The sequence below is a fragment of the bacterium genome, assembly GCA_021372775.1.
In the GTDB taxonomy this organism is placed as follows: Bacteria; Acidobacteriota; Polarisedimenticolia; order J045; family J045; genus JAJFTU01.
Map to the genome: position 1 here is coordinate 1 of JAJFTU010000084.1, position 26,141 is coordinate 26,141.

Genomic DNA, 26,141 nt, shown 5'->3' on the forward strand with positions numbered 1-26,141 from the left:
GCGCGGAGCGCCGCGGCCATCTTGCCCGTGACGCACGTGCCCGGCGGGAAGCCGAACTCCTCGCCGAGCGCGGCGCGGATCGCCGGCGCGGTCTGCGCGACGACCCGCTTGCGCGGATCGGCGAGCGCGTCCCACACCGCCTCGAGCGCGTCCTTCTCGGCGAGCGCGCCGACCGGGCAGACCAAGGTGCACTGCCCGCAGGCGGCGCAGGCGACGTCGGCCAGCGGCAGCTCCCCCGCCGCGGCGACGATCGAGCGCGAGCCGCGGTTCTGCACGGCGATCGCCCCGACCTCCTGCACGTCGTCGCAGACGGCGACGCAGCGGCGGCAGAGGACGCACTTCGCCGCGTCGCGCACGAGCCACGCCGAGCTGTCGTCCACCGGACGCGCGGGCGGCGGCGCCTCGAAGCGGTCCTCGCCGGGCAGGATCGCCTCGGCGAGGCTCTGCAGCTCGCAGTGTTGGTTGCGGGCGCAGCGCAGGCAGTCGCGCGGATGGTCGGAGAGGAGCAGCTCGAGCAGCATCCGCCGGGCGCGCCGCACGCGCGGCGTGTCGGTCTTGACGACCATCCCCTCGCGGACCTCCGTCACGCACGAGGCCTGGAGCGTCTTCGCCCCCTCGACCTCGACGACGCAGAGGCGGCAGGCGCCCGCCGGCGTCAGCCCCTCCATGAAGCAGAGGCTCGGGATGTGGACGTCGTTGGCCCGCGCCGCCTCGAGGACCGAGGCGCCGGGAGCGGCCTCGACCGTCCGGCCGTTGATCGTCAGGCGCACCGTCGGCATCGTCCGCCCTCCCCTCTCACCGCAGGTCGCAGCGCAGGCAGCGCATCGCCTCGGCGATCGCGTTCAGCCGGTGGAAGCCGAGCGCGACCTCCTCGAAGTCCTTCGTCCGTTCCTCGCTCGGGCGGAAGCGCATGGCGAACCGCTCGTGCTCGACGACCTCGAGCTGGTCCGGCGACGGCTTGGGGATCTCGATCGGCTCGCCCTTGTTGAGCTTCCCCGTCCCGCCGAGGAAGGCGTCGATCCGCCGCGCCGCCTCCTTGCCGTCGGCGATCGCCTGGATCACGACGTCCGGCCCGCGCACGGCGTCGCCGCCGGCGAAGACCCCCTTGAGCGAGGTCATGCGGGTCCGCGGATCGACCTCGAGCGTGCCGAAGCGCGAGACCTTCACTTCGTCCTTCTCGACGAACGGCAGGTCGAAGTGCTGGCTCACCGCCGGGATGACCATGTCCGCCGGCACGAGGAACTCCTCGTCCGCCGCGACCGGCCGGCGGCGCCCGCGGTCGTCGAAGCCGCGCACCGCCATCCGCCGCGCCCGCACCGCGGTCACCCGCCCGTCCTCGCCGACGAACTCCAGCGGCGCGGCGAGCGGCGCGATCTCGATCCCCTCCTCGCGCGCCTCGGCGATCTCGCGCGGATCGGCCGGCATGTCCTCGACCTGCCGGCGGTAGAGGACCGTGACCTTCTCCGCGCCGAGCCGCAGGGCGGTGCGCGCGGCGTCGAACGCGGTGCTGCCGCCGCCGATCACCACCACCTCGCGGCCGACCCTCACGTCGCGGCGCAGCGCGACGTCGCGCAAAAAGTCGAGCCCGTGGTAGACGCCGCCGAGCGCCTCGCCCGGGATGTCCATCTTGTTCGGGTACTGCGTCCCGGCGCCGATGTAGATCGCGTCGTGGCGGCGGCGCAGGTCCTCGAACGAGAGCTGCCGGCCGACCTCGACGCCGAGTTCGATCTTCACGCCGACCGCCTCGATCGCGCGGATCTCGCGGTCGAGCACCTCGCGCGGCAGGCGGTACTGCGGGATCCCCACCGCGAGCATCCCGCCGGCGACGGAGTGCGCCTCGTAGACCGTCACGTCGTAGCCGAGACGGGCGAGGTAGTAGGCGCAGGTCAGCCCCGACGGCCCAGCGCCGACGACGCCGACCGACTTGTCCTTCTTCGGGAAGACGAGCTCCATCCGCGGGCGCTCCTCACGCTCCGCGACGTCGGCCGCGTACCGCTTGAGGTCGCAGATCGCGAGCGGCTCGTCGAGTTGCCCGCGCCGGCACTTGGCCTCGCAGGGATGCGTGCAGACCCGCCCGCAGATGCCGGGAAACGGGTTCTCCTGGCGCACGAGGTCGTAGGCGTCGCGCGGCCGGCCGGCGGCGATCAGCGCCACGTAGCCGGGAACGTTGACCCCGGCGGGGCAGGCGTTCTGGCAGGGGGAGAGGAACAGCTCGGCGCAGACGCCGGCGCGGCAGAAGCGGTCCTCGATGTGCTCGCGGTACTCGTCAGCGAAGTGGCGCACGGTGCTCAGCACCGGGTTCGGGGCGGTCTGGCCGAGGCCGCAGATCGCGGTGTCCTTGACGACCTCGCCGACCTCGCGCAGCAGCTCGAGGTCCGCGGGACGTCCCTCGCCGCGCGTGATCCGCTCGAGGATCTCCAGCATCCGCCGCGTGCCGATCCGGCAGGGGGTGCACTTGCCGCACGACTCGTCCTGCACGAAGTCGAGGAAGAAGCGGGCGACGTCCACCATGCAGGTGTCTTCGTCCATCGCGATCAGCCCGCCGGAACCCATGATCGTGCCGAGCGCGGCGAGCGAGTCGAACTCCAGCGGCGCGTCGAGGTGGGCGCGCGTCAGGCAGCCGCCGGAGGGGCCGCCGGTCTGCGCCGCCTTGAACGGCTTGCCGCTCTTCATCCCGCCGCCGATGTCGAAGAGCAGTTCGCCGAGCGTCGTCCCCATCGCGACCTCGACGAGGCCGGTGTGGCGGACGTCGCCGGCGAGCGCGAAGACCTTCGTCCCCTTGCTCTTCGGCGCGCCGATCGAGGCGAACCAGTCCCCGCCGCGGCGGATGATCGTCGGCACGGCGGCGAGCGTCTCGACGTTGTTGATGATCGTCGGCCGGCCGAAGACGCCGCGCTGGAACGGGAACGGCGGCCGCTGCCGCGGCTCGCCGCGCCGCCCCTCGATCGAGGCCATCAGCGCCGTCTCCTCGCCGCAGACGAAGGCGCCGGCGCCGATCCGGATCTCGACGTCGAAGGAGAAGCCGAGGCCGAGGATGTCCGCGCCGAGGAGGGCGGCCTCGCGGGCGACGGCGATCGCGGCCGAGAGACGCTCGACGGCGAGCGGGTACTCGGCGCGCACGTAGACGTAGCCGCGCGCGGCGCCGATCGCCCGCCCCGCGATCATCATCCCCTCGAGCACGGCGTGCGGATCCCCCTCGAGCACCGAGCGGTCCATGAACGCGCCGGGATCCCCTTCGTCCGCGTTGCAGACGACGACCTTCTCGTCGCCCGGCTGCGTCCGACCCGCCTCCCACTTCAGGCCGGTGGGGAAGCCCGCGCCGCCGCGGCCGCGCAGGCCGGAGCGCTTGATCTCGGCGACGACGCCCTCCGGCGTCATCGCGGAGAGCGCCTTGTGCAGCGCGAAGTAGCCGTCCTCGCCGATGTAGGCGTCGAGCGAGGAGTGCGGGATCGAGCCGCAGCGCGCGGTGACGACGCGCGTCTGGCGGTTGAAGAACGGGATGTCCTTGAGCAGCGGGACCGGCTCGCCGGTGCGGTCGTCCTTCCAGCAGAACGCGCGCTGGATCTCGCCGCCGATGAGGTGGCCGCGGACGATCTTCGCCGCGTCCTCCGGCTTGAGCGCGACGTAGAGAACGCCGTCCGGCTCGACGACCAGCGTCGGCCCCTTGGCGCAGGCGCCGAGGCAGCCGGTCTCGTCGAGCGGGATCGTCCCCGCCAGCCCCGCCGCGCGCAGCGCCGCGGCGACGGCGTCCCGCACCGCGAAGCACTTCGCCGACACGCACCCGGCGCCGGCGCAGAGCAGGAGACGCCGCGGCGCGGCGGCGACCGCGTCCAGGCGGGCGCGCTTTCTCCGTTCGAGGTCCTCGACCGTCGCGATCCGGCCATCGGCCATGGCGACCTCCCTTGGCGTCAGTGCAGCAGTTCGAGCACGCGCTGCAGCCGGTCCGGGTTGACCTGCCGCACGACCGACTGGTCGACCATCACGGCGGGCGCCAAGCCGCAGGCGCCCATGCAGCGCACGACCTCCAGTGTGCAGAGCCGGTCGCGCGTCGTCTCGCCCGCCGCGACGCCGAACGTCTCCTCGAGCCGGCGGAGGATCTTCGTCGAGCCGCGCACGTAGCACGCCGTGCCGAGGCAGACCCGCACCGTGTGGAGTCCCCGGGGCCGCGTCGAGAAGAACGAGTAGAAGCTCGAGACGGCGGTGACCTCGGCCCAGGGGAGATCGAGACGGTCGGCGATGAACCGTTGGAGATCGAGGGGCAGGTAGCCGTAAGCACCCTGCGCGAGGTGCAGGATCTGGATGAGGTTTCCGGCCCGCGGCTTGAACTCGTCGACGATCGCCGCCACCCGGGCCAGCTTTTGCTCCTCCGTCTCCTCGCCGCACGCGCAGGCCCGTTCGACGGACTCGCGCATAACGCCTCCTGATCGGAGCTAGCCCCGAACTAACTGGAAAGTACGAGGGGTGCGCGGACACGCCACAAGGAGAATCGCGAAGGATAGGGGTTTGCGCCGACGGGAAGAGGCCCCCGCGGAATATCAGTCGCCGCGCCGCGAAGGAACGTCAGCGCGCGGGCGCCGAAACCGAAGGCGAATCCGCGAAGAAGAAGCGCCACGGCAACGCCGCCCACGCTCCCGCGTAATCGACCCCGATGCGCGGCGCGCACTCGATCGGCCGGCGGCTCGCGCGCGGCCCCTCGTGGATCGTCGCCTCGCCGACGAGCAGGTCGGCGCCGTTGAGCGCGCGGTCGATCGCGAAGGCGCGGCAGAGATTCGCGGGGCCGCTCGCGAGGCGCGCGTCGGCGACCTTCCGCGCGCGCCGCGCGCGCATCGTCGCCGCGCCGGCCAGCGGCTCGACCGCGCGGAGCAGCACCGCCTCCGGCTTCTCCGGCGCGGCGGCGACGACGTTGGCGCACCAGTGCATGCCGTAGACGAAGTAGACGTAGAGGCGGCCGCACTCTCCCCACATGACTTCGTTGCGCGGCGTGCGCCGCCCGCGCGCCGTGTGCGCGGCGAGGTCCTGCGGCCCGCGGTACGCCTCGACCTCGACGATCCGTCCGGCGACGACGCCGTCCGGCGCGCGCCGCACGAGGACTTTGCCAAGCAGGGCCCGCGCCAGACGCACCGCGTCGCGCGCGTAGAACTCACGCGGCAGCGGCGCCCCCAGCGCCTCCACGAAAGCCCGCGCGTCCTCTCCGTCCACGTCCATGCCCCGATTATCCCCATCCCCGCACGGTGAAGCCGAGATTGTTGCACGGGGAACGGTCCGGCGAATCAGTAGGCGTTTGCGACTCGGAGCCGCGGGCGAAAGGACCGGAATCGCCTTCCCGCCGTCGCCGGCGACGCGCGCCGGCCGGCCGCGCAACCTCGTTCGGCCGCCGCAACAATCTCGGCTTCACCGTGCGCGCCCCGACCGCAAGGGCCCCCGCAAACCAACGCAAGCGAAAGCCGGACGCGGCGGGCACAATGTCGTCCCATGAACCTCGAGGCGTTCATCGCGGAAACCACGACCCCGGCGGCGCCGCCGCTCGTGCCGGAGATCCGTCTGCGCCTCGCGGAAGAGATCACGCCGCTGTGGGAAGCGATCGAGGCCGCGAGCGGCCGCACGAACACGCCGCCGCCGTTCTGGGCCTTCCCGTGGGTCGGCGGACAAGGGCTCGCGCGCCACGTCCTCGATCGCCCCGAACTGGTGCGCGGCCGCGCCGCGCTCGACTTCGGCGCCGGCTCGGGCCTGGTCGCGATCGCCGCCGCGAAGGCCGGCGCGCGCCGCGTCGTCGCGGTGGACGTCGATCCGCTGGCCGGCGCGGCCGCCGCCGCGAACGCCGCGCTCAACGACGTCGCGCTCGAGGTCGCCGTGGAGGACGTCGTCGGACGCGAGCTGCCGGAGATCGACGTCTTCCTCGTCGGCGACATGTGCTACGAGCAGCCGCTCGCCGGGCGTCTGCTGAGCTGGCTGCGCGGACGGGTCCGCGCCGGCAAGCTCGTCCTCGTCGGCGAGCCGGGCCGCAACTACGCGCCGCGCGGCGGCGTGCGCGAACTGGCGCGCTTCGTCGCGCCGACGACCTACGAACTGGAGAGCCGGACGAGCCGCGAGACGGCCGTCTTGGAACTGCTGGGGGAGGAGGCCTGAGCGGCCGCGGCCGACTCGGGATCCACGCCCCGGAGGAGACGGACGCGATGCTGCGCGCGATCAACCCCGCCACCGGCGAGCTCCTGTCGGAGCACGCTCCCCTCGCCGCCGAAGATCTCGAAGACCGCCTCGTCGCCGCCGACCATGCGGCGCGCGCTTGGCGCCTCGTCCCGCTCGCCGAGCGGACGGCGCGGCTCGGCGCCGCGGCGCGGATCCTCGAGGAGGAGCGGGCGCGCTTCGCGCACCTGATCACGAGCGAAATGGGCAAGCCGATCGCGCAGGCGCTGGCCGAGGTGGACAAGTGCGCGCTCGTCGCCCGCCACTACGCCGACCACGCGGCGGAGATGCTGGCCCCGGAGACGGTCGCCGGCGACGCGCGCGTCTCGTACGTCCGCTTCGACCCGCTCGGCGTCGTCCTCGCCGTGATGCCGTGGAACTTCCCCTACTGGCAGGTCTTCCGCGCCGCCGCGCCGACGCTCGCCGCGGGGAACGTCGTCCTGCTCAAGCACTCCTCGAACGTCCCCGGCTGCGCGCTGGCGATCGAGGAGATCTTCGCCCGCGCCGGTTTCCCCGCCGGCGTCTTCTCCGCGCTGTTGATCGACGCGGAGACGGCCGAGCGGCTGGTGGACGACCCGCGCGTCGCCGCCGCGACCCTCACCGGCAGCGAGGCCGCCGGCGCGGGCGTCGCCGCGCGCGCCGGGGCGCGGATCAAGAAGACGGTCCTCGAGCTCGGCGGCTCCGACCCGTTCATCGTCCTCGCCGACGCCGACGTCGAGGCCGCGGCGCGCGTCGCCGCCCAGGCCCGCCTGATCAACTCCGGGCAGAGCTGCGTCGCGGCGAAGCGGTTCATCGTCGCCGAGGCGGCGGCGGAGGGGTTCACCGAGGCGCTGGTGCGCCACGTCGCCGCGGCGAAGGTCGGCGATCCGCTCGACCCGGAGACCGAGGTCGGCCCGCTGGCCCGCGAGGACCTGCTGCTCGCCCTCGACCGGCAGGTGCGCGAGAGCCGCGAGGCGGGGGCCCGCGTCCTCGTCGGCGGGAAGCGGCTGGAACGGCGCGGCTTCTTCTACGCCCCGACGGTCCTCGCCGACGTGCGGCCGGAGATGGCGGTGCTGCGCGAGGAGACGTTCGGCCCGGTCGCGCCGGTGATCGCCGTCGCGGACGAGGACGAGGCGCTCGCCCTCGCCAACGACAGCGCCTACGGCCTCGCCGCCTCGGTCTGGTCGCGGAACGTCGGCGCGGCGGGGCGGTTCGCCGCCCGCCTCGAGGCGGGGGCGGTCTTCGTCAACGGGATGGTCAAGTCGGATCCGCGGCTGCCGTTCGGCGGCGTCAAGCGGTCCGGCTACGGCCGGGAACTGGGGCGCGAGGGGATCCGGGAGTTCGTCAACATCAAGACGATCGTCATCGCCTGATCCGTCCCCGCGCGGCCGCGGATCGCAAGTGACGCGAAAGCGTCGGCGAGACGCAAACTGCCCGTTTTCAAATAGTTTCTTGTCGGCCTCTTGACACCGTGGGGGGCTCTCCCTACCATTCCGGTGGGAAGAAGTGGGAGAAGGTGGGAGGTAATGGCCCGGCCGACCATGGGAAGCGGCCGCAGCCGTCCCGCCTTTTTAGTGGTCACCTCCACCGAGCGTCGCGCCGCCTTCGCGGCGGCCGGTCGCGCGACGGAGGCGCCGGATTCGGGAGCCGTCGATGCTGCGTGGCCACGCCACAGCGAGGGTGGACGAGAAAGGCCGGGTGAAGGTCCCCGCCGAGTTCCTCGACCAGTTCCTCGAGCTGTGCGGACCGGAGCGCCGCATCTTCGTCACCTCGCTCGACGGCAAGATGGTGCAGGTCTACCCGCTGCCGGTCTGGGAGGAGCACGAGCGGAAGATCGCCGCCCTGCCCCGCACCAACCCGGCGCTCGAGAATTATCTCAGAACCGTCAACTACTGGGGCAAGGAAACCCAGCTCGACGCCGCCGGCCGGCTGCTCGTCCATCCGAGCCTGCGCGAAGCGACCCACCTCGACGGCGAGGCCTCCGTCTTCGGCCGCCAGAACACGTTGGAACTGTGCGACCACGCGCTGTTCCGCGGCCAGCCGCCCACGGTCTCCAAGGAAGATCTGGCCCAGCTGGCCGCCTTGGGGCTGTGAGGCGATGCGGGAGGCGGCCGTGGCGGACTTTGTTCCAACCCATCGGCCGGTGCTGGCGGCCGAGACCCTCGAGGCGCTCGACCCGGGACCGGGGAAGGTGCTGCTCGACGGGACCGTCGGGCTCGGCGGCCACGCCGCGCGCTGGCTGGAGCTGACCGCGCCGTTCGGGCGGGTCGTCGGCTTCGACCGCGACGCGCGGGCGCTCGCCGTCGCCGCGCGGAACCTCGCCCCGTTCGGCGCGCGCGCCGAGCTGATCCACGACGACTACCGCGAGGCCCCGCGGATCTTCGCCGAGCGCGGCTTCGCGGCGCCCGACGCGGCGCTGCTCGACCTCGGCCTCGGCTCGCACCAGATCGACGACCCGACGCGCGGCTTCTCGCACCGCTTCGACGCGCCGCTCGACATGCGGTTCGACGCCGACGCGCCGGGCCGCACCGCCGCGGACATCCTCGCCCGCGCCGCGGAGCCGGAGCTGGCGCGGATCTTCGAGGAGCACGGCGAGCTTCCCGGCGCGCGCAAGCTGGCCCGCGCCCTCTGCGACGCGCGCCGCCGCGCGCCGATCCGCACCACGACCGAGCTGGCCCGCCTCGTGCGCGAGACGCTGCCGCCGCGCGGCCGCCAGCGGATCGATCCGGCGACGCTCGTCTTCCAGGCGCTGCGGATCGCCGTCAACGACGAGCTCGAAGGGCTCGACGCGGCGATCGAGGCGCTGGTCCGGATGCTGCCGCAAGGCGGGCGGATCGCGGTCATCGCCTTCCACAGCCTCGAGGACCGGATCGCCAAGCGGACGCTGCGCCGCCTCGCCGAGCCGTGCCGCTGCCGGCGCGGCGATCCGTGCACCTGCGGCGCGACGCAGCTGCTCGACATGCCGGAGCGGCGCGCCGTCAAGACGAGCGACGAAGAGGCGCTCGAGAACCCGCGCGCCCGGTCGGCGCGCCTGCGCTGGGGGACGCGGCGATGAGTCTCCCGGCCGGCGTCGTCAACCGCTCGCTCGTCAGCGCCCATCCGCGCGTCGTCGGCCGCCTGCTGACGACGACGCTGACCTGTCTCTTCGCCGTGCTGCCGCTGCTCGTCTTCGTCGTCGTGCAGGTCTCGAACGTCAAGACGCGCTACGAGATCTCGCAGCTCGAGCGGAAGATCGTGGACGCGCGCTTCGAGCGCCGCCGCCTGCTCGCCGACAAGGCGCGCCTGACCGCGCCGGAGCGGCTGCGGGCCGAGGCGGAGCGGCTCGGGCTGCAGCCGGTCGATCCCGCGCAGAGCGCCGACGGCCAGCTGCGGACCGCCACGCCGGCCGCGGGGGGGACGCAATGATCCTCCCCCGCCTCCACCTCCCGCGCCCCTCGCGGACGCACTGGATCGGCATCCTGCTGCTCTGCGGCGGGATCGCCGTCGGCCTGCGGCTCTCGCAGCTGATGGTCGTCGAGCACCACGCCCTCGACGGCATGGCCCGCGCGCAGGCCGAGGACATGGTCGAGATCCCCGGTCCGCGCGGCGACATCGTGGACCGCCACGGGCGGCTGCTCGCGACGAGCGTGCCGATCCAGGTGCTGGCGATCGAGCCGCGCAAGATCTCGCAGTCCGGCTTGGCGCGGCTCGAGGAGGCGGCCGGCGTCCCGGGGCGCCTGACGAAGCGGGCGATGGCCCGCTGGCTGCTCGTCCGCCGCGACTGCGACGACCAGATCGTCGCCGCGGTGAACGACCTCGCCGCGAAGAAGATCGTGCCGGCCGAGGCCCTCCACTGGGGCCCCGGCTTCCGCCGCATGTACCCGCACGGCGAGCTCGCCGCGCACGTGCTCGGCTTCGTCACGCTCGACGAGTCGCTCGCCGAAGGGGTCGAGAAGACCTACGACCACCTGCTGCGCTCCGGCGAGACGCGCGTGCTGCGCGCCACCGACGCGCGGCGCCAGCAGCTCGGCGGCCGCGGCGGCAGCGCCTGCCCCGCCTCCGCCTCGTCGCTGATGCTGACGATCGACATCCGCATCCAGGAGAAGCTCGAGGCCGCGCTCAAGCAGGCGGTCGAGGAGCACTCGGCGAAGTCGGCGCAGGGGATCGTCGTCGATCCGGGGACCGGCGAGATCCTCGCCCTCGCCAACTACCCCGCCTACGACCCGAACAAGTTCAATCAGGTCGATCAGGAGCTGCTGCGCAACCGGGCGATCGAGTGGCCGTTCGAGCCGGGCTCGGTGATGAAGCCGCTGACCGCGACGGCGCTCGCCGAGTACCACAAGGTCGGCTACGGCGACACGGTCTACTGCGAAGCCGGCCACTGGAAGCGCGGGAAGTGGACGATCTCCGACTCCCACCCCCACGGCACGCTGACGATCGCCGAGGTCATCGCCTACTCGAGCAACATCGGCATCGCCAAGTTCGCGCAGCGCCTCACCGGCGAGCAGCTCTACACGACGCTGACCGGACTCGGCCTCGGCGCCCGCAGCGGCGTGGACCTGCCGGCGGAGAACGGCGGGCGGCTCGCCTCGTGGAAGCAGTGGCACGGCACCGACCGGGACGTGATCGCCTTCGGCCACTCGCTGATGCTGACGACGATGCAGCTCGCGCAGGCCTACGCGACGATCGCCCACGGCGGCGTGCGCGTGCAGCCGCACGTGGCCCGCGCCTGGGGCAGCCCCGACGGGCAGTGGCACGAGACGCGCCCCGCGCCGTCGCAGCGCGTCGTCTCCGAGGAAGCCGCGGGGCAGGTCGCGCTCTGGATGCTCGGCGTCGTCGAGGGCCCCGGCGGCACCGGCCACAAGGCGGCGGTGGACGGCTACCGCGTCGCCGGCAAGACCGGCACGGCGGAGAAGCTCGTCGGCGGCCACTACGACAAGACGAAGAACATCTCGACCTTCGCCGGCTTCGCGCCGCTGGAGAATCCGGCGGCCGTCGTGACGATCAGCCTCGACGAGCCGATGGAAGGCGGACGCACGGGCGGCGCGGTCTCCGCGCCCGCGTTCGCCGACGTGATGGCGGAAACGCTCCGCTTGCTGCACGTTGAGCCGGACTACTACATGCCGCCCGCGGTGGACGCGCCGGTGAAGGCGCAACAGGCCAAAAGCGACGCTTCGGCCGCGGCCGGACGCGGAGGGAAACGCGGGTGACGACGCTGCGCGCATTGACCGAAGGACTCCCCGGCGTGACCTGCGCCGGCGGGGCCGACGTGTCGATCGAGCGCGTCGTCGTCGATTCGCGCGAGGCGGGCCCCGGCGCGCTGTTCGCCGCGCTGCCGGGCAGCGTCGTCGACGGCCGCCGCTTCGCCGCCGAGGCCGCGGCCCGCGGCGCCGTCGCCGCGCTCGGCGCGCCGCCGCGTCCCGCGGATCTCCCCGCGGACGTTCCCTACGTCGAGGCCGAAGCGCCGCGCGCCGCGCTGGCGCTCGTCTGCCGCCGCCTCCACGGCGCCCCGGACGAGCGGCTCAAGCTGGTCGGCGTCACCGGCACGAACGGCAAGACGACGACGACGCACATGATCGCCGCGGCGTTCGCGGCGGACGGCGTCTTCTGCGCGGTCGGCGGCACCAACGGCCAGCGCGGCCGCACGTTCGCCGAGCCGGCGTCGCTCACCACCCCCGAGGCGCCGGCGCTCTGGTCGTTCCTCGACCGCGCCGCGAACGACGGCTGCGGCGCGGCGGCGATCGAGGTCTCGAGCGCGGCGCTGGTCGCCGACCGCGCGCGCGGGATGAAGTTCGCCGCGACGGCGCTGACCGGCCTCGGGCACGACCACCTCGACCTGCACGGCGACGTCGAGCATTACGCCGCGGCGAAGCGGATCCTCTTCGCCGAGGCGCCGGAAGGCGCGCCGGTTTTCCTGCCGGCCGACGATCCGTGGGCGCCTTCGTTCCGCGCCGCGGCGCGCGGCCCGGTCGCGACGTTCGGCGAGTCGGACGACGCCGACTGGCGCGTCGCCGGGCACGTCGCCGACGCGCGCGGCGCGCGCTTCGCGCTGCTCGGCCCCCGCGGCTTCCGCGCCGATCTCCGCACCTCGCGCCCCGGCCCGTGGGACGCGCGCAACGTCGCCCTCGCCGTCGCGGTCGCCGCCGCGCTCGGCGCCGACCCGCGCCGCGCCGCGGAAGGCGCCGCCGCCGCGCCGACCGTCGCCGGCCGCTGGGAGTCGATCGACGCCGGCCAGCCGTTCGCCGCGATCGTGGACTACGCGCACACCCCCGAGGCGCTGGAACGGACGATGGAGCTTCTGCGCCGCGTGACGAAGGGGCGCGTGATCGTCGTCTTCGGCTGCGGCGGCGAACGCGACGCCTACAAGCGCCCGGAGATGGGACGGATCGCCGGCCGCCTCTCCGACCACGCGATCGTCGCCGACGACAATCCGCGGCGCGAGGATCCGGAGCTGATCGCGCGCGGCGTGCTGGCGGGCCTCGAAGGCGCCGCGGCGCGCGTCGAGCGGATCGGCGACCGCGAGGCGGCGATCGTCCGCGCCGTGGCCGAGGCCGAGGCCGGGGACGCGGTGCTCGTCGCCGGCAAGGGGCACGAGACCTATCAGGACGCCGGCGGCGCCAAGCGGCACTTCGACGACCGCGAGGTCGTGCGCGCCGCGCTCGCCGCGCGGGGGTTCCGCCGATGATCGCGCGCGCGCCGCTCGAGCTGGCCGCGGCCTGCGGCGGAACGCTCGCCGCGCCGGGCGCCGGGGTTCCCGCGCGCGGCGCGTCGATCGACACCCGCACGCTCGAACCGGGAGACGTCTTCTTCGCCGTCGTCGGCGGAACGCGCGACGGCCACGACTTCGTCGCCGCCGCCGCCGAGCGCGGCGCCGCGGCGGTCGTCGTCTCGCGCGACGCGCCGGCGCCGGCGAACGTCGCGGTGGTCCGCGTCGCCGACGCGACCGAGGCGCTCGGCCGCCTCGCCGCCGACGAGCGGGAGCGCCGCGCGCTGCGCGTCGTCGGCGTCACCGGCAGCGCGGGCAAGACGACGACCCGCGCGCTGGCCGTCGCCGCGCTCGCCGCGCGCTTCCGCGTCGGCGGCACGAGCGGCAACCTCAACAACCAGTGGGGCCTCCCGCTCTCGCTGCTGCGGCTCGAGGACGGCGTCGAGGCCGCGGCGCTGGAGATGGGGATGAACCACGCCGGCGAGATCGCGCGCCTCGCGCGCATCGCCCGCCCGGACGTGGGGGTCGTGACGAACGTCGGCACGGCGCACATCGGCTTCCTCGGCAGCAAGGAGGCGATCGCCGCGGCGAAGGCCGAGCTGCTCGAGGAGCTCCCGGACGACGGCGCCGCGGTCGTGGACGCCGCCTCCCCCGAGCTCGCGCCGCACCTCGCGCGCCTGCGCTGCAAGGTCGTGCGCTTCGGCCTCGAACCGGGCGCCGACCTCGTCGCCGAACGCCTCGAGGGGGACATCGTCCGCGGCGCGTCGTTCGTCGTCGCGGGGACGCACGTGCGGCTCGCGCTGTGGGGCCGCCACGCCGCGCTGAACGCGCTCGCCGCGCTCGGCGCCGCGCGCGCCGCCGGCGTGCCGATCGCCGAGGCCGCGCCGCGCCTCGCCGCCGTCGAGCAGCAGCCGGGGCGCGGCCGCGTGCTCCGCCTGTTCCGCGGCGTCGCGCTGATCGACGAGATCTACAACGCGAATCCGGGGGCGATGGAGGCGGTGCTGGCCGAGGTCGCCAAGGCCTCGTGGAACGGCCGCCGCTTCGCCGTCCTCGGCGACATGTTCGAGCTGGGCGAGTTCGCGCCGGAGCTGCACCGCGCCGTCGGCCGCGCCGCCGCGCGCGCCGGAATCGGCCTGCTGTGGGCCGTCGGCCCGCTCGCCGCGGAGACGGTCCGCGGCGCGTCCGAGGCCGGGCTCGCCGACGCGCGGGTCTTCCCCGACGCCGAGGCCGCGGCGGCGGAGATCGGCAAGGCGCTGCGGGACGACGACCTGCTCCTGATCAAGGGATCGCGCGGCGTCGCGCTCGAACAGGTGCGCGACGCGGCGGAGGCCGCGCTGGGCGGGAGGCAAGGCGAATGATGTACCACCTGCTGTTCCCGCTGCGCGAGTACTTCTCGCCGCTGAACGTCTTCCGCTACATCACGTTCCGCTCGGCCCTCGCCGCGGTGACGGCGATCCTCGTCTCCTTCGTCGTCGGCGGGCCGCTGATCCGCTGGCTGCGCGGGCGGCAGTACGGGCAGATGGTGCGCGAGGACGGGCCGCAGTCCCACTTCAGCAAGCGCGGCACGCCGACGATGGGCGGGATCATGATCCTCGCCGCGTGGCTCGTTCCGGTGCTCCTCTGGGCCGACCTCGACAACGCCTTCGTCTGGGCGGCCGTCGGCGCGACCGCCGGCTTCGCCCTGATCGGCCTCGCCGACGACCTGCTCAAGCTGAAGTTCAAGAACAGCAAGGGGCTCTCGGCGCGCGGCAAGCTGCTCTGGCAGTTCGTCCTCGCCGGCGTGATCTGCGGCGCCCTCTACCGCGTCGGCTTCTCGACGAAGCTCACCGTGCCGTTCTTCAAGAACAGCCCGGACCTCGGCTTCCTCTGGATTCCGTTCGCGATGTTGGTGATGGTCGGCGCGGCCAACGCGGTCAACCTCACCGACGGCCTCGACGGGCTGGCGATCGGCTCGACCGGGATCGCGATGGCGACCTTCAGCGTCATCGCCTACGGCGCCGGCCACGCGCGGATCGCCCACTACCTCGGCATCCCGTTCGTCCTCGGCGCCGGCGAGCTGACGGTCTTCCTCCTCGCCGGTCTCGGCGCCGCGATCGGGTTCCTCTGGTTCAACTGCCATCCCGCCGAGGTCTTCATGGGGGACTGCGGCTCGATGGCGCTCGGCGGCGCCCTCGGCGCGACGGCGGTCCTCGCCAAGCAGGAGATCCTGCTCGTCCTCGTCGGCGGGCTGTTCGTGATGGAGGCGCTCTCGGTCATCGCCCAGGTCGCCTCGTTCAAGCTGACCGGCAAGCGGGTCCTGCGCATGGCCCCGCTGCACCACCACTTCGAACTCGGCGGCTGGCCGGAGACGAAGGTGGTCATCCGCTTTTGGATCCTGGCCGTTTTGTTCGCGCTCAGCGCGGTGGCCACGCTGAAGCTGCGCTGAGGAGAAGGACGATGGAGCGGAGCGCGAGGATGGAACGTTGAGTCCGGAAGCGGAGCGGCTGCGCGGCAAGACCGTGCTCGTCGTCGGCCTCGGGCGTTCCGGCCTGGCCGCGGCGCGGCGCCTCCTCTCGTGGGGGGCGAAGGTCGTCGCCGTGGACCGCGCGCCGCTGGAGAAGCTGCCGCGCGAAGTGCAGCTCCTCGGCTCGGCGGGCGTGCAGCTCAGCTGCGGCGCCCACGACCCCGCGCTCTTCGCCGCCGCCGACCTGATCGTCCTCGCCCCCGGCGTGCCGACCGACCTGCCGGAGCTCGCCGCGGCGCGGAAGCGCGGCGTCGTGATCTGCTCCGAGATCGACCTCGTCGCGCCGATCGTCGGCGGGCGGGTGATCGCGGTCACGGGAAGCAACGGCAAGAGCACGACGACCGCGCTCGCCGCGGCGATGCTCGGCGCCGCGGGACGCGAAGGGGTGCCCTGCGCCAACTTCGGCGTGCCGTTCTGCGACGCGGCGCAGGGGGACCACCCCGGCCGCTGGTACGCCGCCGAGCTGTCGAGCTTCCAGCTGGAGATCACGCACGAGCTGACCGCCTCGGCCGCCGTGCTGCTCAACGTGCAGGCCGACCATCTCGACCGGCACGGCTCGTTCGCCGCCTACCGCGCGGCGAAGGAGCTGATCGCGGACCTGCGCCGTCCCGGCGCGCCGCTCGTGCTCTGCGTGGACGACCCGCTCGTCGCCGAGTTCGCGGCGCGCGCCGAAGGGCCGGTCCTCGAGGTCTCGGCCCGGCGCGAGGTGAACGCCGGCGGCTGCGTCGTCGGCGACCGCCTCCTGCTGCGCGTCGGCGGCCGCGAGGAGACGCTCGCGACGTGCGCCGAGCTGCCGATCCCCGGCCGCCACAACCGGATCAACATCCTCGCCGCCGCGGCCGCCTGCCGCGCCGTCGGCGCGCCGCTGGAGGCGGTCCGCAAGGCGACGCTGGCCTTCAAGGCGCTGCCGCACCGGCTGCAGGAAGCGGCGCAGGTCGGCGGCGTGCGCTACGTGGACGACTCCAAGGCGACGAACGTCGGCTCCGTGCTGGAGGCGCTCTCCGCGGTGCGGGAGACGATCCGCCCCGGCGCGCGGATCCACGTGCTGCTCGGCGGCCGCGACAAGGACTCCGACTTCGCGCCGCTCGCCGCCGCGCTCGCCGAGGCGGGCGCCGCGGCGCTGACCTTCGGCGAGGCCGGGCCGGTCGTCGCCGCCGCGCTGGAGCGGGCCGGGTTCGGCGACGTCCGCCGCGCGGCGTCGATGGAGGACGCCGCCCGCGCCGCGCGCGACGCGGCGCGCGTCGGCGACGTCGTGCTCCTCTCCCCCGCCTGCGCCTCGTTCGACGCCTTCAACGGCTACGCCGCCCGCGGCGCCGCCTTCGCCGCGCTCGTGCGCGGCTTCGCCGAGGAGGGCGCCTGATGGCCGTCGCCGTGCAGGAGCCGTCGCGCCTCCGCTGGCCCGACCTGACGATCATGGTCCTGGCGATCATCCTCGCCGTGGCCGGGGTCGTGGTCTCCGGCTCGGCGCGCGTCTTCACGGAGGCGGTGAACGCCCGCGGCCTGCTTCCCGGCGGCATCGTCCGCTCGTTCGTCCATCTCGGCCTCGGCGTGCTGGTGATGATCCTGACGATGCTCCCCGACTACCGGCGCTTCGCCCGCGGCGGCCTCGCCTGGACGATGCTGATCGGCATCTGCTTCCTGCTGGTCCTCGCGCTGGTCTGCCCGGCCGTCGGGAACACGCACCGCTGGATCCACATCGGCCGCTTCAGCCTCCAGCCGTCGGAGCCGGCGAAGGCGGTCCTCGTGCTGCTCGTCGCGGCGACGATCGCCCACGCCGACCGCGAGATCGAGACGGTGCGCGGGCTCGTCCGGCCGCTCGCGGTGGCCGGCGTGATCGGCGGCCTCGTGCTGGTCGGCAAGGACCTCGGCACGCCGGTGCTGATGTTCCTCACGACGATCATCCTCTGCCTCGCCGCCGGCGCGCGGTTCAAGCACATCGGCACGCTGCTCGGCGCGGGGCTCCTCGGCGGGATCGGCGCGGTGATCCTCGAGCCGTACCGCGTCGGCCGCGTGATGGGCTTCACCAAGGCGCTCGGCTTCTCCCCCGAGGGGATGAGCGAGATCCCCTACCAGCTGCGGCAGTCGCTGCTCGCGATCGGCTCGGGCGGCGTCGCCGGGAAGGGCTTCGGGGCCTCGACGCAGAAGGCGTTCTTCCTCCCCGAGGCGGACAACGACTTCATCTTCGCCGTGATCGCCGAGGAGCTGGGGCTGTTCGTCGCGCTGGCGTTGATCGCCGCCTTCCTCATCCTCGCCTGGCGCGGCCTCAAGGTCGCCGACGACGCGCAGGACGAGCTCGGCCGGCTGATCGCGATCGGCGCGACCTGGATGCTCTCCGGCCAGGCGCTCTGCCACATGGGGGTCGTCGCCGGGATCCTGCCGACGAAGGGACTGACGCTGCCGTTCTTCTCCACCGGCGGCTGGTCGCTGATCGTCTCCTGCGCGATGGCCGGCCTGCTGCTCAACGTCTCGCTGCGCCGGAGGCCGTATGGCTGCTGAGCGCGCGATCGTCTTCGCCGGCGGCGGCACGGGGGGGCACGTCTTCCCCGGCCTCGCGGTGGCGCGCGAACTGCGGCGCCGCGACCCGGCGCGCCCTCTGGAGTGGATCGGCGCGATCGGCGGGCTCGAGGAGCGGCTGGTGCCGCAGGACGGCTTCCCGCTGCTCGCGCTGCGCCTCTCGGGGATGGCGCGCCTCGGCGCCGCGGCGCGGATCGCCGCCGCCGCGCGCGCGACGATCGCCACGCTGCGCCTCGGCGCGCGGTTCGCGCGGCGCCGTCCGCTGCTTCTCGTGGGCGTCGGCGGCTTCGCCTCCGGCCCCGCGCTTCTCGCCGGCCGGCTGCTCGGCACGCCGACGATGATCCTCGAGCAGAACGCGGTGGCCGGGGCGACGAACCGCTGGCTGTCGCGCTTCGCCGACGCCGCCGCGGCGGCCTTCGCCGAGAGCGCGGGCGACCTGAAGTGCCGCGTCGTCGTCACCGGCAACCCGGTGCGGGACGACGTCGCCGCGATCCCGCCGCGCGCCGAAGGGCCGGCGCGGCTGGTCCTCGGCTTCGGCGGCAGCCGCGGCGCCCGCGCGCTCGACGAGGCGTGGATCGGCGCCCTGCCGCTGCTCAAGGACTCCGGCCTGCGCTTCGCGCTGCAGACCGGCGCCGACGACCGGGACAAGGTCGCCGCCGCCGCGCGCGAAGCGGGCGTGGACGCGGACGTGCGGCCGTTCTTCGACGACATGCCGGCCCGCCTCGCCGCGGCCGACCTCGTCGTCGCCCGCGCCGGGGCCACCACCGTCGCCGAACTCGCCGCGGCCGGGCGCCCGTCGCTGCTCGTGCCGTTCCCGTTCGCGGCGAACGACCACCAGAAGGCCAACGCGGAGGCGTTCGCGGCGCGCGGCGCGGCGATCGCCCTCGACCAGCGCGAGCTGACGCCGGAGCGCCTCGCCGCCGAAGTCGGCGCCCTGGCCCGCGATCCGTCCCGTCTCGCCGCGATGGCGGCCGCCGCCCGCGCCGCGGCCCATCCCGACGCCGCCGCCCGCGCCGCCGACCTCGCCGAGGAGCTGGCCCGGGGGAGGAAGCGCCCATGAAGCTCGGACGTGTCCGCCGGATCCACTTCGTCGGCGTCGGCGGCTCCGGCATGTGCGGCATCGCCGAGGTGCTGCTCAACCTCGGCTACGTCGTGACCGGCTCCGACGCCCACGAGAACGACGCCACGAAGCGGCTCGCCGCCCTCGGCGCCCGCGTCGTCGCGGGGCACGATCCGGCGCTGGTGCACGGCGCCGACGTCGTCGTGCTCAGCACCGCGATTCCGGAGTCGAACCCGGAGCGGCAGGAGGCGCTGCGGCTGCGCGTGCCGGTGATCCCGCGCGCCGAGATGCTCGGCGAGCTGATGCGGATGAAGCACTCCGCCGCCGTCGCCGGCTCGCACGGCAAGACGTCCACGACCTCGATGATCGCCACGGTGCTGACCCGCTGCGGCCTCGACCCGACGATCGTGATCGGCGGGCGGCTCTCGATCCTCGGCAGCAACGCGCGGCTCGGCCAGAGCGATCTGCTCGTCGCCGAGGCGGACGAGAGCGACGGCTCGTTCCTGCGGCTCTTCCCGACGTGGGCCGTGGTCACGGGGATCGACCGCGAGCATATGAACCACTACGGCGACTTCGAGCGGCTGAAGGACGCCTTCGTCCAGTTCTGCGGCAAGGTGCCGTTCTACGGCGCGGTCGTCGCCTGCCTCGACGACGACGGCGTGCGCTCGATCCTCCCCCGCCTCGACCGGCGCGTCGTCACCTACGGCCTGACGACGCAGGCCGACCTGCGGGCGACGGAGATCGTCGGCGAGGGGTTCAGCACGACGTTCCAGGTGCGGCGCGGCGACGAGGCGATCGCCCCGGTGCGGCTGGCGACGCCGGGCCGGCACCAGGTCCGCAACGCGCTCGCCGCGCTCGGCGTGGCCGACGAGCTGGGGCTCTCGCTGAAGGTCGCCGCCGCGGCGCTCGAGGACTTCCCCGGCGCCGACCGGCGGATGCACCGCAAGGGCGAGGCGAACGGCGTGCTGGTCGTGGACGACTACGGCCACCACCCGCGGGAGATCCAGGCGACGCTGCGCGCGCTGCGCGAGGCGGTCGGGGAGCGGCGGATCGTCGTCCTCTTCCAGCCGCACCGCTACACGCGCCTCGCCGACCTGTTCGACGACTTCGCCGGCAGCTTCATGGACGCCAACGAGGTCGTGCTCGCCGACGTCTACCCCGCCGGCGAGCGGCCGATCGAGGGGGCGACGAGCGAGGCGCTGGCCGCCGCGCTCGCCGGCCGCGGGCATCGCCACGTCCGCGCCGCCGGCCCGCTCCCCGAGGCGGTGAAGGCCCTCGTCGCGTCGCTGCGGCCGGGCGACGTGGCGCTGACGCTGGGCGCGGGCAACGTCGGGCGCGCGGGCGAGGAGATCCTCGCCGCGCTCGGCGGCGCGCCGCGGGGAAACGAGGGGAAGTGACGATGGACGCGGGCGCTCAGTACCGACAACTCGCCGCCGATCTCGGCGTGCGCGTCGCGGAGCGCGCCCCGCTGGCCCCGTACACCTGGATCAAGATCGGCGGGCCGGCCGAGTTCGTCTTCTTCCCCGACGCGCCGGAGAAGGCGGCGCGGCTCGCCGCGGAGCTGGCGCGGCTGCCGCTGCCGGTGAAGTTCCTCGGCGCGGGCAGCAACCTGCTCGTCGCCGACGAGGGGATCAAGGCCGCCGTCGTGGCGACGGCCGACCTGCGCGGCGACGTCGAGGAGCTCCCGGGCGAGATGGTCGTAGCGCCGGCCGGGGCGCCGGTGCCGGGGCTCGCGCGCTGGGCCCGGCGGCGCGGCCTCGCCGGCCTCGAGTTCGCCGAGGGGATTCCGGCGCTGCTCGGCGGCGCGCTCAAGATGAACGCCGGCGCGCACGGCTCGAGCTTCGGCGCCGTGGCGCGCGAGCTGCTCGTCGCCGACGCGGCGGGCGTCGTCGCGCGGCGCGCGGTCGCCGAAGGGGACTTCGGCTACCGGGCGAGCGTCGTCGGCCGCGAGCGGCTGCTGGCGCTCGGCGCGACGCTCGCGCTGCGGCGCGACGATCCGCCGGCGATCGAGGCGCGGGCGCTGGAGTACCGCCGCCGCCGCCAGGCGACGCAGCCGGTGCGCGAGCGTTCGGCGGGCTGCGTCTTCGCCAACTACCCCGGCCTGCCCGCGGGGAAGCTGATCGACGACCTCGGCCTCAAGGGGACCGCGGTCGGCGACGCCGAGGTTTCGCGGCTCCACGGCAACTTCATCGTCAACCGCGGCGCCGCGCGCGCCGCGGACGTGCTGGCGCTGATCGACCTGCTGACCGCGCGGATGACCGCCGCGGTCGGCGAGCCGCCGCGGCTCGAGGTCGAGGTGTGGAGGGACGAGCCGTGACCGCCGAGCTCGGAGCCATCCGCCGCCAGCGCAAGGGGAAGCGCCGCGCGCCGGCCCGCCGGCCGCGCTGGCTCGTCGCGCTCGGCTTCTGCGGCCTCGCCGCGGGGCTCGTCGGCGCGGCGCTGATCGCGCGCGAGGCGGCGCTCTCGCCGTGGCTGCGGGTGCGGGCGATCGACGTGCGCGGCACGCAGCGGCTGACGCAGGACGACTTCCGCCCGCTGCTCGTCCGCAACGTCGGCCAGCCGATCCTGCTGCTCGACCTCGAGGACACGCGGCGCCAGGTGGCGCGGATCCCCGGCGTGCGCGAGGCGCGGCTGGCCCGCCGCCTCCCCGACCGGCTCGAGGCGGTGGTGCGCGAGCGCCGCGCGGTCGGGCGGGCCTCGATCGCCGGGCGCGACTGCCTGGTCGACGACGAAGGGGCGATCTTCAGCTCGGCGCGGCCGCTTCCCGGCGACGCGCAGCTCCCCGAGCTGCGCGGCCTCGTCACCCTCTCCGGCTCGGCGCGGCTCGACGCCGCCGACCTGCCGGCGGTGCAGGCCGTGCTCGCGCTGGAGAAGGCGATCGGCGGCGCGCCGCCGGACGGCACGACGATCGACCTGACGCCGAAGGACCGCATCGTGATGCGGCCCGGCAAGGACGCCCCGGCGCTCTGGCTCGACCGCGCCGATCCGGGAAAGAACCTCAAGACCTTGTTCGCGATGAAGGACCGCGTCGCGTCCGCCGCGCCGGGAGGCTCGGTGGACCTGCGCTTCGAGCACCGCCTCACGATCGTTCCCGCGCCGGACGCCCCCGGGGACGCGACGCAAACGGAGTGACGCATGGCCAAGAATCCTGAAATGATCGCCGCGATCGACCTCGGCACGCACCGCTGCCGCTGCGTCGTCGCCGAAATCGCCGGCCCGGAGCGGCTGGAGCTGCTCGGCGTCGGCGAGAAGCGGACCGAAGGGATCCGCAAGGGCGTGATCGTCAACCTCGAGGCGCTGATCGGCTCGATCAAGGGGGCGATCGGCGAGGCGGAGCAGACCTCGGGCCGCCAGATCGAGTCGCTCGTCGCGACGATCCCCGCCGCGCAGGCGCGCTCGTTCACCTCGCGCGGCGTGGTCAAGGTCGCGGGGCGCGACGCCATCGTCTCCCGCAAGGACCTGGAGAAGGTTCTGGAGACGGTCCGCGCGGTGCAGATCCCCTCGGGCCAGACGATCCTCCACACGCTGCCGCAGGAGTACACGCTCGACGGGCAGGAGGGGATCCAGGATCCGGTCGGGATGACCGGCTCGCGGCTCGAGGCCTCGGTGCACGTCGTGACGGTGCCGCAGCAGACGGCGCAGCACGTCGTGACGGCGCTCAACCGCGCCCCGGTCGGCGTGAGCACGCTCGTCTTCCCGCTGCTCGCCGCGGCCGAGGCGGCGCTGACCGCCGAGGAGAAGGACCAGGGGGTCTTCCTGATCGACGTCGGCGGCGGGACGACCGACGTCGCGCTCTTCGAGCGCGGCGCGCTCTGGTACACCGGCTCGATCCCGATCGCCGGCGACCTGGTCACGAACGACATCTCGATCGGCCTGCGCACGCCGGCGCCGTCGGCGGAGACGATCAAGCAGCAGTTCGCGCGGGCGACGCCGCTCGCCGACGAGGAGGCGACGTCGATCGAGATTCCCTCGGTCGGCGGCGCCGGTCCGCGCCTCGTGCCGAACTCGGTGCTGGCGCAGATCGTCGGGCCGCGGGTGCAGGAGATCTTCGAGAAGGTGCGCGGCGGAATCGACCGCTTCGGCCTCGGGGGCCGGGCGCGCGCCGGCGCGGTGCTGGTCGGCGGGACGGCGGAGCTGGAGGGGATCCTCGACGTCGCGGAGCAGAAGCTGGGCATGGCGGTCCGCACGGGCGCGCCGGAGGGGGTGGACGGGCTGGACGACGAGACCCGCAAGCCTTCCTTCGCCACGCCGATCGGGCTGGCGCTGTGGGAGCTGCGCTGCGGACGGCGCGAACGCGCCGAGTCGCGCGAGCGCGGCGGCGGGCTGTTCGGCGGGATGCGCCGGGGCGCGCGCCGCGTGAAGAACTTCTTCGGGCAGATGTTCTGAAGTCTGAATGATGGACAGGATCGAAACGCCTTCGGATGCGGGAGAGAAGGACATGAGCGAAACCAAGAAAGCCGGCGCGAAGCTGAGGTTCACGCTGGACGACATGCACGAGGCGCTGCCGGACAGCGTCGTCGCGGCGGAGCGCCCGTTGGGCGCCGTGATCAAGGTGGTCGGGGTCGGCGGCGGCGGCAACAACGCCGTCAACCGGATGGTGGCCGCGGGGGTGCAGGGCGTCGAGTTCATCGCCGTCAACACCGACGCGCAGTCGCTGGCGGTGAGCCGCGCCGACGCGACGATCCAGGTCGGGCAGAAGCTGACGCGCGGCCTCGGCACCGGCGGCGACCCGACGGTCGGGCGCGAGTCGGCCGAGGAGGACCGCCAGCGGCTCGTCGACGCGCTCGCCGGCGCCGACATGATCTTCATCACCACCGGCCTCGGCGGCGGGACCGGCACCGGCGCCTCGCCGGTCGTCGCGCAGATCGCCGCGGAGCAGGGGGCGCTGGTCGTCGCCGTCGTCACCAAGCCGTTCGCCTTCGAGGGGCGCAAGCGCGGCCAGTCGGCCAACGCGGGGCTCGAGGAGCTGAAGCGGTCGGTCGACACGGTGATCACGATCCCCAACGACAAGCTGCTGGCCACCGTGGACCGCAACACGACGATCGACCAGGCGTTCACCGCCGCCGACGACGTGCTGCGCCAGGCCGTGCAGGGGATCTCCGACCTCATCCTCACCACCGGCGAGATCAACCGCGACTTCGCCGACGTGCGCACGGTGATGAAGGGAATGGGGATGGCCCTGATGGGCACCGGCGTCGCCGACGGCGAGAACCGCGCGGTCGAGGCGGCGCAGCAGGCGATCAGCTCGCCGCTGCTCGAGGACGCGACGATCCAGGGCGCGAAGGGCGTGATCTTCAACATCACCGGCGGCGACGACCTGTCGCTGATCGAGGTCTCCGAGGCGGCGCAGATCATCCAGGAGTCGGCCGACCCGGACGCCACGATCATGTGGGGCTACGTGCGCAAGAAGGAGATGACCGGGAAGGTGAAGGTCACGGTCATCGCCACCGGGTTCCGCTCCGAGGAGCGCCCGCGCGCGCAGCGCGCCGACGCCTGGCAGGACGCGGACCGCAACCGCTGGCTCGAGGAACGCGAGCGGCTGCTCGGCCCGATGACCGACGCCCCCGCCGCGGCCGCGGCCGCCCCGGCGGCGCCGAGCCCGCTGATCCCGCAGGCGCGCCCCTCGCTGCTCGAGGACGCGACCCTCTTCGGCGGCGACGACAACCAGCTCCCGCACATCGACGTGGATCCCGAACAGCGCAACGACTACGAGATCCCGGCGTTCCTGCGGCGGGCGCAGGACTGACCCGCGGATGAAGTCGGCGCTCAGCCGCGTGCGGCGGGCGTTGCTCGTCGCCGACGACGCGGAACGGCTCGCGCCGCTCCGCGCCGCGTGCAAGGCGTGCGCCGACGAGGTCGCCGTCGTCGAAGTGGACGACGACGCGACCGCCGTGGTCCTGGCGCGGGCGCAGCTGTTCGACGTCGTGCTCGCCCACGCGGCCTCGCGCCGCGTGGACCTGCCGGCGCTGCTCGGCGCGCTCGCGGCCGAGGGCGGCGGCGAAGGCCGGACGCCGGTGCTCGTGGTGGCCGAGGGGCGCGATCCCGCCGCGCTCCCCGGCTGGCTCGACGCCGGCGCCGCGGACGTCGCCGCGCCCGAACCGATGGAGCTCGCCGCGCGGCTCGCCGCGGCGCTGCGCCGGCGCGACCGGCGCGAGCGCGCGGAGCGCGAGCTCTGGGAGCTGCGCCGCGCGAACGAACGGCTCTCCGCGCTGGCGGTGACCGACGACCTCACCGGACTGGTCAACGCGCGCCGCTTCCGCGAGCGGCTGGAGGAGGAGTACGCGCGCGCCGACCGCTACCGGACCCACCTCTCGCTGGTCATGTCCGACCTCGACGGCTTCAAGCTCGTCAACGACGTGCACGGCCACCCCGCGGGGGACCGGATCCTCGCCCAGATCGGCCAGCGCCTGCGGGCGCACGCCCGCGCGACCGACATCGTCGCCCGCTACGGCGGGGACGAGTTCGCGCTGCTCCTGCCGCACGCCGCGCTGGCGGACGCGACGACGTTCGCCCGGCGCGTCCGCGCGCGGCTGGCCGACGCCCCGCTGCTCCTCGCCGACGGGCGGCACGCCGGCGTCGGGCTGAGCTGCGGCGTGGCGTCGGTGATGGAGACCCCCGGCGTCGGAAGCGCGGCCGACCTGCTCGAGGCCGCGGACGCCGCGCTCTACGAAGCGAAGAAATCGACCGGCGACGGAAAGGTCGCCGCCGCGACGCGCGCCGCGCGCGCCCCCGCCGCCGCCTGCGGCGCGGGAGCCGCGCTCCGCGCGCGCGAGGAAGGAGCTTCCTGAGGGGGAAGGGACCGGCGGGACGAACGCACCACCATCCCGCCACCAAAGGCGCATGTCGCGCCCCGGCCGGCCTCCCGACCGGCCGCGAACCCACTTCCCAACACCCGCCGCCCTCCCCCTCAGGCGTTTCACGGTGAAGCCGAGCCTGTTGCGCCCGCCGCGGGCGGCCGGCGCCGCGCGTCTGTCCGGACGGTGTCCGGACGTTCCGTCCGCCGGCGGACGAAGCCGGCGCGGGCGGCCTCCGTCCCCCGCGGCCAACCCGTTCGCCCGCCGGACGTTGCGCGCCCGCCCGCCCCGCGGCCCGGTTCTTGCGTCATCCCTCCGCGTGAAACGCCCCGAGACCGTCCCCTGCACCTTCTTCGACGAGCCCCGGCCCGCCGATCCGGCCTGGACGCCGCCTTACTGCCCGTGGGACCCCTGCCCCTCCTG

22 protein-coding genes are annotated in these 26,141 nt (G+C 74.3%); 18 read left to right on the forward strand and 4 right to left on the reverse strand.

The genetic code is table 11. From position 1 onward, the window contains the following. From LLG88_03080 to LLG88_03095, 4 genes are all read right to left on the reverse strand, one after another. Positions 1-779: 2Fe-2S iron-sulfur cluster-binding protein (locus tag LLG88_03080; GenBank protein ID MCE5245889.1), on the reverse strand; the 779-nt coding region annotated here is incomplete at its 3' end. 16 nt (positions 780-795) lie between these two features. Beyond that, on the reverse strand, positions 796-3,891 hold the full coding sequence (locus tag LLG88_03085) for an FAD-dependent oxidoreductase (GenBank protein ID MCE5245890.1): 3,096 nt from the start codon (positions 3,889-3,891) through the stop codon (positions 796-798). Positions 3,892-3,908: 17 nt separating this feature from the next. Next, entirely contained in the window at positions 3,909-4,412 is a 504-nt protein-coding gene (locus LLG88_03090; protein ID MCE5245891.1) for an NAD(P)H-dependent oxidoreductase subunit E, read from the reverse strand. Between the two features lie 148 nt (positions 4,413-4,560). After that, a complete protein-coding gene (locus tag LLG88_03095) occupies positions 4,561-5,205 on the reverse strand; it encodes a DNA-3-methyladenine glycosylase (GenBank protein MCE5245892.1) in 645 nt (214 codons plus the stop codon). Positions 5,206-5,472: 267 nt separating this feature from the next. Here LLG88_03095 and LLG88_03100 point away from each other — a divergent pair, with 267 nt between their 5' ends. The 18 genes from LLG88_03100 to LLG88_03185 all read left to right on the forward strand — a co-directional run bounded on the left by LLG88_03100 (position 5,473) and on the right by LLG88_03185 (position 25,712). After that, positions 5,473-6,126: a 50S ribosomal protein L11 methyltransferase gene (locus LLG88_03100; protein MCE5245893.1), complete on the forward strand. Its 654-nt coding sequence runs from the start codon at positions 5,473-5,475 to the stop codon at positions 6,124-6,126. Between the two features lie 47 nt (positions 6,127-6,173). Further along, complete coding sequence (locus tag LLG88_03105) at positions 6,174-7,535, forward strand: NAD-dependent succinate-semialdehyde dehydrogenase (GenBank protein ID MCE5245894.1); 1,362 nt, start codon at positions 6,174-6,176, stop codon at positions 7,533-7,535. Between the two features lie 280 nt (positions 7,536-7,815). Further along, positions 7,816-8,256 carry a division/cell wall cluster transcriptional repressor MraZ gene (locus LLG88_03110; protein MCE5245895.1) on the forward strand — a complete coding sequence of 147 codons (441 nt, stop codon included), beginning with the start codon at positions 7,816-7,818 and terminating at the stop codon, positions 8,254-8,256. Positions 8,257-8,260: 4 nt separating this feature from the next. After that, positions 8,261-9,217: a 16S rRNA (cytosine(1402)-N(4))-methyltransferase RsmH gene (rsmH, locus tag LLG88_03115; protein ID MCE5245896.1), complete on the forward strand. Its 957-nt coding sequence runs from the start codon at positions 8,261-8,263 to the stop codon at positions 9,215-9,217. After that, positions 9,214-9,567 carry a hypothetical protein gene (locus tag LLG88_03120; GenBank protein ID MCE5245897.1) on the forward strand — a complete coding sequence of 118 codons (354 nt, stop codon included), beginning with the start codon at positions 9,214-9,216 and terminating at the stop codon, positions 9,565-9,567. Before rsmH ends, LLG88_03120 begins: the two co-directional genes overlap by 4 nt. After that, a complete protein-coding gene (locus LLG88_03125; GenBank protein MCE5245898.1) occupies positions 9,564-11,351 on the forward strand; it encodes a penicillin-binding protein 2 in 1,788 nt (595 codons plus the stop codon). Before LLG88_03120 ends, LLG88_03125 begins: the two co-directional genes overlap by 4 nt. Next, positions 11,348-12,826 (forward strand): UDP-N-acetylmuramoyl-L-alanyl-D-glutamate--2,6-diaminopimelate ligase, encoded by a 1,479-nt coding sequence (locus LLG88_03130; GenBank protein MCE5245899.1) that lies wholly within the window; start codon positions 11,348-11,350, stop codon positions 12,824-12,826. Before LLG88_03125 ends, LLG88_03130 begins: the two co-directional genes overlap by 4 nt. Next, the gene (locus LLG88_03135; GenBank protein MCE5245900.1) at positions 12,823-14,205 is read left to right on the forward strand and encodes a UDP-N-acetylmuramoyl-tripeptide--D-alanyl-D-alanine ligase; all 1,383 of its coding nucleotides are present in this window, start codon (positions 12,823-12,825) and stop codon (positions 14,203-14,205) included. The genes LLG88_03130 and LLG88_03135 overlap by 4 nt, the downstream gene beginning before the upstream one ends. Further along, positions 14,202-15,272: a phospho-N-acetylmuramoyl-pentapeptide-transferase gene (gene mraY, locus LLG88_03140; GenBank protein MCE5245901.1), complete on the forward strand. Its 1,071-nt coding sequence runs from the start codon at positions 14,202-14,204 to the stop codon at positions 15,270-15,272. Before LLG88_03135 ends, mraY begins: the two co-directional genes overlap by 4 nt. Positions 15,273-15,309: 37 nt before the next feature. Next, positions 15,310-16,710 carry a UDP-N-acetylmuramoyl-L-alanine--D-glutamate ligase gene (gene murD, locus LLG88_03145; GenBank protein MCE5245902.1) on the forward strand — a complete coding sequence of 467 codons (1,401 nt, stop codon included), beginning with the start codon at positions 15,310-15,312 and terminating at the stop codon, positions 16,708-16,710. Continuing rightward, entirely contained in the window at positions 16,710-17,846 is a 1,137-nt protein-coding gene (locus tag LLG88_03150; GenBank protein ID MCE5245903.1) for an FtsW/RodA/SpoVE family cell cycle protein, read from the forward strand. The genes murD and LLG88_03150 overlap by 1 nt, the downstream gene beginning before the upstream one ends. Then, the gene (gene murG / locus LLG88_03155) at positions 17,836-18,924 is read left to right on the forward strand and encodes an undecaprenyldiphospho-muramoylpentapeptide beta-N-acetylglucosaminyltransferase (protein MCE5245904.1); all 1,089 of its coding nucleotides are present in this window, start codon (positions 17,836-17,838) and stop codon (positions 18,922-18,924) included. The genes LLG88_03150 and murG overlap by 11 nt, the downstream gene beginning before the upstream one ends. Continuing rightward, positions 18,921-20,321, forward strand: a complete 1,401-nt coding sequence (gene murC / locus LLG88_03160) for a UDP-N-acetylmuramate--L-alanine ligase (protein MCE5245905.1) — start codon at positions 18,921-18,923, stop codon at positions 20,319-20,321. Before murG ends, murC begins: the two co-directional genes overlap by 4 nt. 2 nt (positions 20,322-20,323) lie before the next feature. Continuing rightward, a complete protein-coding gene (gene murB / locus LLG88_03165; GenBank protein ID MCE5245906.1) occupies positions 20,324-21,241 on the forward strand; it encodes a UDP-N-acetylmuramate dehydrogenase in 918 nt (305 codons plus the stop codon). Then, complete coding sequence (locus LLG88_03170) at positions 21,238-22,056, forward strand: FtsQ-type POTRA domain-containing protein (protein MCE5245907.1); 819 nt, start codon at positions 21,238-21,240, stop codon at positions 22,054-22,056. Before murB ends, LLG88_03170 begins: the two co-directional genes overlap by 4 nt. A 3-nt stretch (positions 22,057-22,059) precedes the next feature. Beyond that, positions 22,060-23,310 carry a cell division protein FtsA gene (gene ftsA / locus LLG88_03175; protein ID MCE5245908.1) on the forward strand — a complete coding sequence of 417 codons (1,251 nt, stop codon included), beginning with the start codon at positions 22,060-22,062 and terminating at the stop codon, positions 23,308-23,310. Between the two features lie 103 nt (positions 23,311-23,413). Further along, on the forward strand, positions 23,414-24,670 hold the full coding sequence (gene ftsZ, locus LLG88_03180) for a cell division protein FtsZ (GenBank protein ID MCE5245909.1): 1,257 nt from the start codon (positions 23,414-23,416) through the stop codon (positions 24,668-24,670). A gap of 7 nt (positions 24,671-24,677) precedes the next feature. Next, entirely contained in the window at positions 24,678-25,712 is a 1,035-nt protein-coding gene (locus LLG88_03185; GenBank protein MCE5245910.1) for a GGDEF domain-containing protein, read from the forward strand. Positions 25,713-26,141 lie beyond the last annotated feature (429 nt).

Coding starts and splice junctions, on each gene's coding strand:
- LLG88_03085 (MCE5245890.1), bottom strand. CDS start 3,891: ATGGCCGATGGCCGGATCGCGACGGTCGAGGACCTCGAACGGAGAAAG.
- LLG88_03090 (MCE5245891.1), bottom strand. CDS start 4,412: ATGCGCGAGTCCGTCGAACGGGCCTGCGCGTGCGGCGAGGAGACGGAG.
- LLG88_03095 (MCE5245892.1), bottom strand. CDS start 5,205: ATGGACGTGGACGGAGAGGACGCGCGGGCTTTCGTGGAGGCGCTGGGG.
- LLG88_03100 (MCE5245893.1), top strand. CDS start 5,473: ATGAACCTCGAGGCGTTCATCGCGGAAACCACGACCCCGGCGGCGCCG.
- LLG88_03105 (MCE5245894.1), top strand. CDS start 6,174: ATGCTGCGCGCGATCAACCCCGCCACCGGCGAGCTCCTGTCGGAGCAC.
- LLG88_03110 (MCE5245895.1), top strand. CDS start 7,816: ATGCTGCGTGGCCACGCCACAGCGAGGGTGGACGAGAAAGGCCGGGTG.
- rsmH (MCE5245896.1), top strand. CDS start 8,261: ATGCGGGAGGCGGCCGTGGCGGACTTTGTTCCAACCCATCGGCCGGTG.
- LLG88_03120 (MCE5245897.1), top strand. CDS start 9,214: ATGAGTCTCCCGGCCGGCGTCGTCAACCGCTCGCTCGTCAGCGCCCAT.
- LLG88_03125 (MCE5245898.1), top strand. CDS start 9,564: ATGATCCTCCCCCGCCTCCACCTCCCGCGCCCCTCGCGGACGCACTGG.
- LLG88_03135 (MCE5245900.1), top strand. CDS start 12,823: ATGATCGCGCGCGCGCCGCTCGAGCTGGCCGCGGCCTGCGGCGGAACG.
- mraY (MCE5245901.1), top strand. CDS start 14,202: ATGATGTACCACCTGCTGTTCCCGCTGCGCGAGTACTTCTCGCCGCTG.
- LLG88_03150 (MCE5245903.1), top strand. CDS start 16,710: ATGGCCGTCGCCGTGCAGGAGCCGTCGCGCCTCCGCTGGCCCGACCTG.
- murG (MCE5245904.1), top strand. CDS start 17,836: ATGGCTGCTGAGCGCGCGATCGTCTTCGCCGGCGGCGGCACGGGGGGG.
- murC (MCE5245905.1), top strand. CDS start 18,921: ATGAAGCTCGGACGTGTCCGCCGGATCCACTTCGTCGGCGTCGGCGGC.
- murB (MCE5245906.1), top strand. CDS start 20,324: ATGGACGCGGGCGCTCAGTACCGACAACTCGCCGCCGATCTCGGCGTG.
- ftsA (MCE5245908.1), top strand. CDS start 22,060: ATGGCCAAGAATCCTGAAATGATCGCCGCGATCGACCTCGGCACGCAC.
- ftsZ (MCE5245909.1), top strand. CDS start 23,414: ATGCACGAGGCGCTGCCGGACAGCGTCGTCGCGGCGGAGCGCCCGTTG.
- LLG88_03185 (MCE5245910.1), top strand. CDS start 24,678: ATGAAGTCGGCGCTCAGCCGCGTGCGGCGGGCGTTGCTCGTCGCCGAC.